This window comes from Actinocrinis sp. (assembly GCF_035946395.1).
Taxonomy (GTDB): domain Bacteria; phylum Actinomycetota; class Actinomycetes; order Streptomycetales; family Catenulisporaceae; genus Actinocrinis.
The window spans coordinates 1-11,604 of the sequence record NZ_DASYZI010000318.1 but is presented as its reverse complement, the minus strand read 5'-3'; the positions used below and the strand labels follow the sequence as shown (position 1 = coordinate 11,604).

Below are 11,604 nucleotides of genomic sequence, written 5' to 3'. Positions count from 1 at the left end.
CTGGAACACCGCGTCGACGTAGTAGTTCGTGTTGTTGAAGCCGGTGCTCGGGAACGTCGTGGCGGTGCCGTACTTGTACACGCCGTTCGCCGAGGTGCTGGTGGACTGGAGCGCCGTGATCGGCGCCAGTCCCGCGCCCTGACCGGCGAAGTAGTTGGCGTCCGCGGAGTAGTGGCCGCTCGGCGCCAGGTAAGAGACGACATACGTGGTGTTCGTGCTGATCGGGATCGGCTGCGCGAACAGCGCGGTCTGCCAGCCGGACGGGGTCTCGTTGGTGAACGTGACGCTGCCCAGCAGCGCCCCGCTCGACGTCCACAGGCTGCCGACGTGAGTGCCGGTGTTCGTGGCCGCCTTGTAGAAGCGCACGCCGGTCACCGCGCCGGAGGCGCTCGTGGCGAACTTCACGCCCACGTTGACCGCCGAGACGTCGCCGCTGTCCGGCTTCGCCGGGCTCGCCGAGTTCGGGAAGATCGAACACGGGCAGCTCTGCGGGCCGACGGTGACCGGGATGGTCACCGTGGCGCCGACGTTGGCGCTGTCGTCCTCGCCGCGCACCAGGATGTTGAACGAACCCAGCTGCGTCGGCGTCCAGCTGTAGCTCCACGAGCCGAGGCCGGTGGCGGGCTGCCAGGTGGTGCCGCCGTCGGTGGACACCTCGACCCGTGCCACCACGCCGGGGGCCGCGTCGGCGGCGGTGCCGCTGACGGTCACCGGGGACATCGCCGGGACGGTCGCGCCGGAGCTCGGCGTCGCGACGGAGACGGCCGGGCCGGTCGTGTCAGTGCTCTGCGTCGCCGCGACCAGGCCGGTCTGCAACGTCGTCGGCTGCGCGCCCATGTCGGCCAGCAGGTTCACCGTCGCCTGCTCCTGCACCGGGTCCTCGGCGGTGGCCAGGTCGTAGTGCAGCGTGGACAGGCCCCAGGCCCACTGCACCGTGCCCGAGCTGAAGACCAGCGCGCCGGACGCCGCCTTGTACAGCGTCAGGCTGTGCACGGCGGTGCCGTTGCCGTAGGTGTTCCCGTAGTCCTTCAGCAGCGTGCCGTTGGTGAGGTTGACGCTCGTCGAGGACATGTCGATCTCGCCCTGCGGTCGCACGGAGTTCGCGACGTCGCTGTCCCACTCGTAGCCGAGCGTCCCGGTCTGCATCGTGTACGTCTGGCCGGGTTGCAGCGAGGCGGCCGAGGTGTTTCGCCACAGCCGGTCGGTGCTGTACGGGTAGGTGACCGTGATCGCTTCCGCGTTGTAGCCGTTGGCGTCGAACAGCGTGCCGGTCAGCTGGTTCTGCGGGGAGTTGCCGCCGATGCCCGCGCCGTTCGGGTCCATCCAGGTGCCGGTCCACTGGCCGCTCGGGTCGGCGATGCCGTCCGGCGTCGGGAACTCCATCTTGGTCATCTTGTAGCAGGTGACCGTCCGGTCGGCGGCGCCGTCCACGATGCTCGGCGACAGCCTGGTGCGCCAGAAGACGTCGTTTCCGGCGAAGAACGCCAGGTTCACCCCGGCGTTGCGGGCCGCCGCCACCGCGTTCCACTGGTTCTGGTTCCAGTACTCGTCGTGGCCCGACGACATGAAGGTCTTGTGATTCAGCAGCAGGCTGCCCTGCGTGGAGACGTCGACGCCGCTCAGATAGCTGACGTCGTAGCCGTTGCGCTCCAGCCACTGGATCATCGCGTACTCGGACCCGAAGATCCCGTTCGATCCGGAGACGTTCATCGGCCGGTTGTAGCTGACCGCGTAGGCGCGGCCGTCGGGGGCGGGCCCGTTGCCCTGGTACAGGTCGTCGCCGCCGTACATGTTGTACGCCTGCCACGTCTGGTCCGAGGTCTGCACGACGATGTTGGAGTGGCTGGTCGGGTCGCTGACCACGAACGGGTACGGCATGAAGCCGTGGCCGGTCGTCTCGTCCAGGTCGGCGAGGTAGAGCCCTGAAACGGCGTCCGAGGGCACCGTCCACGTCGCGGTCACCGACCAGTTGCCGCAGTCCGTCTCGCCGGTGGGCGCGTCGCGGGCGCAGGCCGGCTGGGTGACCGCCGGGAAGATCGTGGTGGGCGAGGTCGGCATCAGCCGCGCGCCGTTGCCGCCGTACCAGCCGAGCCGGAAGATCTCCACCTTGTACGGGTCGGGGGAGTCGACCTTGAAGCTGATGGTCTGGCCCGGCGTGACGCTCGCCGCGGTGGAGAAGCCCTGGATGTCGCCCCAGGCGCTGGGCGAGTACCACTGGTTCATCGGCGTGCCCGGCTGCGAGTTCTCGCAGGCGACGGGGTTGGACCCGGGGCCGCAGGGATCGGCGTGCGCCGTGACGGCGGGTGCGATCACCGCCGCGAGCACGGCCAGGACCATGGCCACGATGATCATGGCCTTCCTGGAGCCGCGCAGATTAACGAAGAAAGCTGATACCGACCTGAAGTACATCGTCGCCCACCCCGGGCCTAGAAACGGTGAATTAGGAGTTCCTCGCCCCACACTGTGGCTAAAGATAGCGGTATGGCCCGGGAACGACAGCCACTTGTGGGCATTGTTGCAATACCTTCATCTAAGCCGATTCGAAGTGACGTTCGGTATCCGTCCGGTGTTGGCGGCCCTTCGGGAGGCGTGTCGCCCGGCGCGTCAGTTCGAGGGCGCGTCGATCTCGGTGCCGTCACGGAAAGTGTTGCCCGACCACACATTTCCGGTGCCGGTGGCGTTCCAGTGCGCGATCGGCCCGTAGAAGCCGGACTGCGGCCAGTACTCGTCCGAGAACACGTTGTCGGAGACCATCATCCGGGCCGCGCCGGCCCCGCCGCCGTACAGTGTGTAAGCGCCGCCGGCGAGCCAGTTGTCCCTGATCGTCACATCGGTCACCGGGCCGGAGTCCGGGTACAGGCCGATGGCCGCGGAGGCGCCCCGTTTCACGTCGATCGGGTTCAGCAGGGTGTTGTGCTCGATGCGAAGTCCGGTGGTGTCGCCGCCTTCGCTGATCACGGTGTCGGTGTGCTGGTAATAGCCGCTCCGGTTGATGAACGGCACCAGATCGTGCACGTAGTTGTCGTGGATATAGCCATGGCCGGTGGAAACGGTGTTTCCGAATACTGACAGGTCGTTCCAGCCGACCTCGACCGTTCCGTCACTCATATTCGACAGCGCGTAGTCCTCGCCGCCGTTGTCGGGCCCCTTTCCGGGCAGCGCGGTGATCATCGAGTGCAGAATGCGCAGGCCGGTGTGGCCGGGACGCAGGTTCACGCCCCACCAGTTCGTCGAGGTGATCTTGCTGTCGACGACGGTGACGTCGTCGGCGTAGATGTCCAGCGAGCCGCTCAGGTTCCAGCCCGAAATGACCGTGCCGTTGGTGCGGATGGAGATGTCGCCCGAGTGCGGGGTCAGTGTGGTCGAGCCCGGTCCGGTGTCCGCGGCGCTGGGGAATCCGCAGGCCGACGGCCCGGCGCAGGCGGGCCGCAACGTCGGGGCGGCGCCGGCGGTGCCCGAGGGGGTGACCCTTGCTTTCGGCGAGAGGGAGACGGTGGGAGTCGGCACCGGTAACGCCGAGCGCGTGACCCGGTACGTGGGAGCAGCCACGGAGGAGTCGTGCGGATGCCTGGTCGCCAGCGCGGTCACCACCGCGCCTGCGGTGCCGATCAGGGCGCCCGCGAGCGCGAGCATCAGGATCCTGCGCCGGTTGAGCCACCTTTCCGGCCCGGAGGAAGACCGGCCACGACGCCTGCGGTTCCCGCTCTGGCTCGGCCCGGGGCCGTCCATCTCGGGGCTGTCCGTTGAGGCGTCCGGATGGCTCAGCTCGCGGCTGTTCAACCCAGCGCCGTCGCGAGCGCCTCGGCCACGCGTTCCTGCTGCGCGGCGGTGATGTGCGGATGCAGAGGCAGTGAGACGATCCGCGACGCCGCGTCCTCGGCGTTCGGGAACGCGCCGGGCTCGTACCCGAGGTATGCGAAGGCCGGGGTGCGGTGCAGGGCCGTCGGATAGTGCACGCCCGCGCCGATTCCTTCGGCGTTGAGCTTGGCCACGAGGGCGTCGCGCCGCTCCCGGTCACCGCCGAAGGACTCAAGGCGGATGACGTACAGGTGCCATACGTGCTCGTTGCCGGGCTCCGTCGTCGGGAGCGTGATCCCTTCGAGCCCGGCGAGCAACTCGCCGTAGCGTTCGGCCGCAGTGCGTCGCGTCGCGTTCCACTCCGGCAGCCGCCGCAGCTTGGCCCGCAGCACCACGGCCTGAAGGGCGTCGAGCCTGCTGTTGAACCCGACCAGGTCGTGGCTGTACTTGCTCAGGCCGCCGTGGTTGGCCAGGGCCCTGACGGTCGCGGCGAGGTCGGCGTCGTCGGTGAGCACCGCGCCGCCGTCGCCGTAGGCGCCGAGGTTCTTGCCGGGGTAGAAGCTCGTCGCGGCGAGCCCGTCGGCTCCCGCGGTCCGGCCGAGCCTCGTCGCGCCCTGACACTGCGCCGCGTCCTCGATCACGCGCACGGTGGTGCCTGCGAGCTTCGCGGTCAGCTCCTCGACCGCGGCGTGCTGGCCGTACAGGTGCACCGGGACGACCGCGGTCGTGCGCGGTCCGACCGCCGCGAGCGCGGCCTGGACGTCGATCAGCTGGCTGCCGGGCTCGCAGTCCACGAGCACGGGACGCGCGCCGGTCCGGGCGACCGCCTCAGCGGTGGCGATGAAGGTGTTGGCGGGCAGCACGACCTCGTCGTCGGCTTCGCCGCGCGCGTTCCGGCGACCCCAGCCGACGTCCGCGGCGCGCAGCGCCAGTTCGAGCGCGTCGGTGCCGTTGGCCACGCCGACGCAGTGCCGCACCCCGCAGAACCGGGCGTATTCCTCCTCGAAGGCGGCGACCTCGGGTCCGCCGACGAAGCCGGTCGTGGCGAGCACCCGCTCGAAGCCAGCGGCGACCTCGTCGGCGACCTCGGCGTGCGCCGCCTTGAGATCGACCAGCGGAATCGGATTCGTCGGCGCCATTCCCTAAGCCAGCCTTTCCTTGACTTCCACATCTGTATTTTCCGGCGCTGTTTCACCAGGCGCTGCGTCGACATCACGCAGCATGCGCGCCGGATTCCCCACCCACACCTGCGCGGCCGGGACGTCGCATAACACGACCGAGCCCATGCCGATCATCGACCAAGCGCCGATTTTCACATTCTCACGGATCAAGGCGCCCGCCCCGACGTACGCTCCACGGCCGACGCTGACCCCGCCGCCGAACCGCACACCCGAGGCGATCGTCGCGAAGTCGCTCGCCGACACGTCATGCGTCAGGACCGCGTGCGGCATCACCGCCACATGCGCGCCCACCTCGACTGAGGCGGTCAGCACGGTCTGCGCGAGGATCACGCTGCCCGGACCGATCGACGAATCAGCCGAGATCTGCGCCGAGGGGTGCACCACGGTCGCGTACCGCTCCTCCGGCAGCCCGAGCCGCTCGACGATGCGCATCCGCGTGTCGTAGCGCCGCGGATTGCCGACGCACACCACCAACTGTGCCTGCGGCAGCGACTCCACCAAGTCCGCTCCGCCGATCACCGGCAGGCCGTCGACCCGCCGGCCGTGCAGCAGCGGGTCGTCGTCCAGGAATCCGAGCAGCCGCCAGATCGGCCGCCCGGTGTTGACCGCCACCGCGTTGATCGCCGCCACCGCCTGCGCGGTCTCGCGGGCGAAGCCGCCGGCACCGACGATCATCAGTTCTGGGGCGTTGCGCACCGCGTCGCGGTCCACTGCTCAGCCCGCCGGCTTCCGCAGCACGTCCACGATGTGCTCCTGCTGGGCGGCGGTGAGGGTGTGGAACAGCGGCAGGATCAGCGAATCGCGGGTCAGGCGCTCGGTGACCGGCAGCGGTACGTGCTCGACGTCCCGGTACGCCGGTTCCAGGTGCGCCGCCATGATCCCGCGCCGCGCCGAAACGCCCGCGGCGGCCAGCCGGCGCAGCGCGTCGTCGCGTCCGCCGGGGAAGTCCTCGGAGTCGAGCAGCACCCAGAACGACTGGAAATTGCTGCGTCCGTACTCGGGATCGCGCACCGGGGACACGCCGGGCAGGTCGGCCAGCAACTCGTGATAGCGGGTGGCCAGCTCGCGCCGCCGTACGATCATCTCGTCCAGCTTGTCCAGCTGTACCAGGCCGACCGCGGCCTGGATGTCGGTCATCCGGTAGTTGTAGCCGACTTCGAGGTAGCTCTCGAACACCGGACCGGTGCTCGCGTGCCGGGCCGCCGCCGACAGGTCCATGCCGTGCTCGCGCAGCCGCTTCAGCCGCCGCGCCTGATCGGCGTCGTCGAGCGTGATCATCCCGCCCTCGCCGGTGGTCAGCAGTTTGCGCGGGTGGAACGACCACGCCGCGATCTGCGCGCCCGCGCCGACCGGCTTGCCGCGATACGTCGAGCCCGCCGCGCAGGCCGCGTCCTCGACCAGCCGGAGTCCGTGCCGGGAACACAGCGCGCGCATCGCGTCCACGTCGGCGGGCATGCCGCCCTGGTGCACCAGCATCACGGCGCGCGTCCGGGCGGTCAGCACCGGTTCGACGGTCTCAGGCGTCAGATTCCCGGTCACCACGTCGACGTCGGCGAAGACCGGCGCCGCTCCGACGTACCGCACCGCGTTCGCCGTCGCGATGAACGAGAACGAGGGCACGACGACCTCGTCGCCCGGCCCGATCCCGCAGGCGACCAGCGCGAGATGCAGCGCGGTGGTGCAGGAGCTGACCGCGACCCCCTCCCGCGCACCGACCCGCGCCGCGAACGCCTCCTCGAAGCGCGCGACGCGCGGCCCCTGCGCGACCCAGCCGGACAGCACCGCCTGCGCGGCGGCTTCCGCCTCGGCCTCGCCGAGGTACGGGATCATGACCGGGATGCGGTCCATTCCTGTGCTCACGATGCTTGTTCCGCCCGCGCCTTCGCCGCCTCGGCCGCGCGGTCGGCGCGCCACCACTGCACCAGGCCGCGCAGACCCTCGTCCAGGCCGATCTCGGCGGTGAAGCCGAGCTTGCCCGCGGCCGCCGAGGTGTCGGCCAGCCGCCGGGTCACGCCGTTGACCGCGCGTTCCGGGCCGTGCTCGACCGGCAGGTCCGAGTCCATCGCCGCCAGCAGCGCCGCGGCCAGCTCCTTGAGGCTGGTCTCCTCGCCGCGCGCCACGTTGAAGACCTCGTCGGTCAGCGGCGAGCGCGCGGCCAGCAGGTTCGCCCGCGCGATGTCGTGCACGTGCACGAAGTCCATCGTCTGCTCGCCGTCGCCGAAGATGATCGGCGGCTGCCCGGCCTCGATCCGCTCCATCCAGCGGATCAGCACCTCGGTGTACTTGCCGTACGCGTCCATCCGCTGGCCGTAGACGTTGAAGTAGCGCAGCGCGAGGTAGTCGAGGCCGTACATGGCCTTGAAGCTGCGCAGCATGCCCTCGTTGAACGCCTTCGCCGCGCCGTAGAACGTGTCGTTGTTGTAAGGGTGGTGGTTCTCGGCCGTCGGGAAGAACTCGGCGAGCCCGTACACCGAGGCCGAAGACGAAGCGATCACCTTGCGCACGCCCGCGGCGGCCGCCGCTTCGAGCACGTTGAACGTGCCGTCCACCAGCACCTCGTTGGCCAGCCGCGGCTCCTGCGCGCACTGGGTGATCCGGATCGCGGCGAGGTGGAAGACCAGGTCGGCCCCCTCGATGGCGGCGCGCACCGTCTCCCGGTCGCGGATGTCGCCCTCGACGATCCTCACCGCGCTGCCGAATGTCGCAGCGTTCTCGGTTGCCCAGGCCAGGTTCTCCCGGCGGCCGCGGGTGAAGTCGTCGAGCACCCGGATCTGCGAGGCTCCCTCCCGCACCAGCAGGTCCACCAGGTTCGAGCCGATCGTGCCGGCCCCGCCGGTCACCAGGATCCGGCCGAGCGCGCCGTTTTCGGCGGCACTGGTTTCGACGGCACTGCTTTCCACCACTTACTCCCACCCTTTCAGACCGACCACCGCGCCCTGGAACTCCAGGCTGCGTGAGGCCGCTTCCAACACGTCGAGCACCCTCAGCCCCGCCCGCCCGTCGGTGAGCGGTGCGCGCCCGGTGCGGATCGCGGACGCGAACTCCTCCACCATCGCGCCCAGCGCCTCCCGCTCGGCCAGCGCCGGAGCGGTCATGTCGCCGGTGCGGTACGAGACCTGCATCTCGCGGCGCGCTTCGGCGCCGATCTCACTGGCCGCGGCCAGGTCCACGCCCCGGTCGAAGAGCGAGACCCGCTGCGCCGGGTTCAGGTCGTCCCACACCAGCGTCCGCTTGGAGCCGCCGATCATGGTCGTGCGCACCTTGGTCGGCGAGAGCCAGTTCACGTGGACGTGCGCGATCGCCCCGCCGTTCAGCCGCAGCGTGAGATACGCCACGCAGGCGCGCCCCGCGCCGATCGGGTCCGCGCCGTGCGCCGCGACGGCGACCGGTTCGACCCCTTCGGGCAGCACCGCGTCCAGGATCGACAGGTCATGCGGGGCCAGGTCCCATAGCACGTCCACGTCCCGCTGCACCAGCCCGAGGTTGATCCGCACCGAGTCGAAGAAGTGCAGCTCGCCGAGCGCGCCCTCGTGGATCAGCTCCCGGATCTTGGTGACCGCCGGGGTGTAGCAGTAGGTGTGGTCGCACATCAGCGTCAGCCCGCGCCGCTCGGCCTCGTCGACCAGGATCCTGCCGTCGGCGTAGGTCGCGGCGAGCGGCTTCTCGATCAGCACGTGCTTGCCCGCTTCCAGCGCGGCCAGCGCCAGATCCTTGTGCGTGGCCGCCGGGGTGGCGATCGCGACCGCGGCGACGGAGTCGTCCGCGAGCACCTCCGCGTAGTCGTCGGTCGTCGCGACCGTCGAATATCCGCCGAGCACCTTGCGGGCCCGGTTCACGTCGAGGTCGCACAGCCAGCGCAGCCGGAACGAGGCCGAGCCCTGGAAGTTGCGCACCAGGTTGGGGCCCCAGTACCCGGCGCCGATCACGGCGACGCCGAGCGGCCCCTCACCCGCGGGCGGCCGCCCCCCGGCCGATAGTTCAGTGGCACTGCTCAAGATGTTCGCTCCCCCTCTTAGAACGCACCGGTGCCGCGGACCACCGCGGACGTCGTGCGCAGCAGAATCATCGCATCCAGCTGCGGCGACCAGTTCTCGACGTAGCTCAGGTCCAGCCGGACCGACTCCTCCCAGGAGAGCATCGAGCGGCCGCTGACCTGCCACAGCCCGGTCAGCCCCGGCTTGACCGCGAGCCGGCGGCGCACCTCGTCGGTGTACTTCGCGGCCTCTTCGGGCAGCGGCGGGCGCGGCCCGACCAGGGACATCTCCCCGCGCAGCACATTGATCAGCTGCGGCAGTTCGTCCAGCGAGCACTTGCGCAGCACCCGGCCGACCGAGGTGATCCGCGGATCGCGCCGGATCTTGAACAGTACGCCGTCGCTCTTCTCGTTCAGGTGCTCAAGCTGCTCGCGCATCCGCTCCGCGTCGACGACCATCGTGCGGAATTTGAGGCAGGTGAACTGCGCCGCGTTCAGCCCGACCCTGGTCTGCCTGAAGAGCACCGGACCTGGGCTGGTCGAACGCACCAGCACCGCGACGCCGAGCATGATCGGCGACATCAGCATCAGCAGCAGCGCCGCCGCCACGCGTTCGAGCCCGTCCTTGACCGCGCGCAGCGGCCCGGACAGGATCGGCGCGCGGATGTGCAGCAGCGGCAGGCCGTCCACCGAGTCGACCGTGATCCGCTCGGGGGCCACGCCGACCAGCACCGGCACGATCGCGAGGTCCACGTCCTGCTCGTGCAGCCGCCAGGACAGCTCGCGCAGCGCGGAGCCGTCGAGTTCGGGGCTGGCGAGCACGACCACCACGTCGCAGCCCATTGTCACCGCGGTGTCGGCCACCGAGTCGAGATCGCCGTGCACGGCCAGTTCGAGGCTCTCCGCCTCGCCCGGCTCGGTCGGCCCGACCAGGCACGCGCCGACGATCCGCAGCCACGGCGCCCGGTTCGGCCGCACCTGCTCGGCGAAACCGGAGATCGAGCTCGCGTGTCCGACCAGGAGCACCCTCTGCTGCTGCGCGCCCCACCCGGCGCGGGCCAGCCACGCGCGGGCCACCGTGCGCGAGAGCGGGGTCAGCAGCGCGGCCAGCGCTATCGCCATGATCACCTGGCGCACCAGCGACATGCTGTCCACCAGCAGGGCACTGGCCGCCACGCCCGCGGCCAGCAGCCCGACGGCGGCACCGAGCACCTTGCGGCCGATCGCGGCGTCCATGCCGGTCCGCCGCCGGTCGTAGGCCCGCTCCAGCCACAGCGCCAGCACCCAGCCGAACGGCATCAGCACGACGGCGAGCCGCGACGGAAATATCTGGAGTTCGTCGGAGTCGCTGCCCGCCGGGTGCCACGCGTATGCCATCAGCGCGCCCATCAGCGCCGCGACTACGTCCGCGAGCAACAACGTGCGTAAGTGAAACGTTTCCCGATCATAGCGCCGCGTTCGCACGTCCGAACGGGTTCTGCGCTCAGGCGTCAGCACATTCAAGACCGTCACCGGTCGTCCCCCCACACTCAGCGCGAATACCGCGCTCAGCCGTCAGAAACCGTGCACCTGCAACATTGTGATCCCACCCTGGACCCCACCCACCTAACTGGGGCTCGGTGACGCTCAAGATACCGTGATCGAACAGAATCTGTACGCTCCGAGGAAAAATGACCGGAAGTTCCCAAGCTCGCGGCGGGCGCGCGCAGCGGCCGTTCTCGCGCCGGAGCTGACCCGGGAACGAACAGCGAATTTCACCAACGCGTGGACAAGGCATGACGCGCACTTGATACTGCCTTCTGTGACAAGCGTGGTAGTGCCCGCACACAACGAGGCGGCGGTGATCGGCCGCCTCCTCTCGGGTCTCGTTGCCGACGCCGCGTCGGCAGAATCTGACGGGGCAGATGTTTTCGGGGTCGTCGTCGTTGCCAATGGGTGTACGGACCAGACGGCCGAAGTCGCGGCGCAGTACTCCGACGTGCGCGTCGTCTCGACGCCCGTGCCGAACAAGCATCATGCGTTGCGACTCGGCGACGAGCACGCCGTCGGCTTCCCGCGTCTCTATGTGGATGCCGATGTGGAGTTGCGTGCCGCCGACGTGCGCGCGCTGGCCGAGGCGCTCGAAGAGCCCGGCGTGCACGCCGCCGCTCCGGCGCGCCACACTCCGCTGGACGGCTGCCCGTGGACGGTGCGCTGGTATTACCAGATCTGGGAGCAGCTCCCCGTGGTGCGCGAGGGGCTGTTCGGTCGCGGCGTGATCGCGCTTTCCGCCGAGGGGCACGCGCGGATTTCCGGTTTGCCCGAATTGATGGGCGATGACCTCGCCGCGTCACTTTCGTTCGCGCCGCAGGAACGCCGCATCGTCGAGCGCGCGCGCGTCACTGTTCGCCCCCCGCGCACGATGAGTGACTTACTGCGGCGGCGAATCCGCTCGATGACCGTGACCACGCAGGCCGCCACGCAGACCGATCTGCCCGGCTCGCGCACCAGCACCGCTCACCTCAAGGCGCTGCTACGCGAGGCGCCGCTGCGCAACGGGCCGAGACTGGCCTGGTTCGTCGCCGTCACCGCGATCGCCCGCGCCCGGTCGCGCCGCGCCGTCAAGGCCGGAGACTTCACCACCTGGCTGCGCGACGAGAGCAGCCGCACCGC

At 70.0% G+C, this 11,604-nt stretch carries 9 protein-coding genes; 1 reads left to right on the top strand and 8 read right to left on the bottom strand.

Annotated features, from left to right (window positions below; translation table 11 throughout):
- The 8 genes from VGS97_RS19385 to VGS97_RS19350 form a co-directional block, all read right to left on the bottom strand.
- A partial coding sequence (locus VGS97_RS19385; RefSeq protein ID WP_326854999.1) for a N,N-dimethylformamidase beta subunit family domain-containing protein occupies positions 1–2,352 on the bottom strand: 2,352 nt, incomplete at its 3' end.
- Positions 2,353–2,604: 252 nt separating this feature from the next.
- A complete protein-coding gene (locus VGS97_RS19380) occupies positions 2,605–3,633 on the bottom strand; it encodes a hypothetical protein (RefSeq protein ID WP_326854998.1) in 1,029 nt (342 codons plus the stop codon).
- A 143-nt stretch (positions 3,634–3,776) separates the two neighbouring features.
- Positions 3,777–4,937, bottom strand: coding sequence for a DegT/DnrJ/EryC1/StrS family aminotransferase (locus VGS97_RS19375; protein WP_326854997.1), 1,161 nt, complete (start codon positions 4,935–4,937; stop codon positions 3,777–3,779).
- A gap of 3 nt (positions 4,938–4,940) precedes the next feature.
- On the bottom strand, positions 4,941–5,675 hold the full coding sequence (locus VGS97_RS19370) for an acetyltransferase (protein ID WP_326854996.1): 735 nt from the start codon (positions 5,673–5,675) through the stop codon (positions 4,941–4,943).
- An 18-nt stretch (positions 5,676–5,693) separates the two neighbouring features.
- Positions 5,694–6,809, bottom strand: coding sequence for a DegT/DnrJ/EryC1/StrS family aminotransferase (locus tag VGS97_RS19365; protein WP_349262193.1), 1,116 nt, complete (start codon positions 6,807–6,809; stop codon positions 5,694–5,696).
- 26 nt (positions 6,810–6,835) lie between these two features.
- Positions 6,836–7,879 (bottom strand): SDR family NAD(P)-dependent oxidoreductase, encoded by a 1,044-nt coding sequence (locus VGS97_RS19360; protein WP_326854994.1) that lies wholly within the window; start codon positions 7,877–7,879, stop codon positions 6,836–6,838.
- A 3-nt stretch (positions 7,880–7,882) separates the two neighbouring features.
- Positions 7,883–8,974 (bottom strand): Gfo/Idh/MocA family oxidoreductase, encoded by a 1,092-nt coding sequence (locus VGS97_RS19355; RefSeq protein ID WP_326854993.1) that lies wholly within the window; start codon positions 8,972–8,974, stop codon positions 7,883–7,885.
- 17 nt (positions 8,975–8,991) lie between these two features.
- A complete protein-coding gene (locus VGS97_RS19350; protein ID WP_326854992.1) occupies positions 8,992–10,371 on the bottom strand; it encodes a sugar transferase in 1,380 nt (459 codons plus the stop codon).
- A gap of 397 nt (positions 10,372–10,768) precedes the next feature.
- Here VGS97_RS19350 and VGS97_RS19345 point away from each other — a divergent pair.
- A partial coding sequence (locus VGS97_RS19345) for a glycosyltransferase family A protein (protein WP_326854991.1) occupies positions 10,769–11,604 on the top strand: 836 nt, incomplete at its 3' end.

Coding starts and splice junctions, on each gene's coding strand:
- VGS97_RS19375 (WP_326854997.1), bottom strand. CDS start 4,937: ATGGCGCCGACGAATCCGATTCCGCTGGTCGATCTCAAGGCGGCGCAC.
- VGS97_RS19380 (WP_326854998.1), bottom strand. CDS start 3,633: ATGCTCGCGCTCGCGGGCGCCCTGATCGGCACCGCAGGCGCGGTGGTG.
- VGS97_RS19365 (WP_349262193.1), bottom strand. CDS start 6,809: ATGATCCCGTACCTCGGCGAGGCCGAGGCGGAAGCCGCCGCGCAGGCG.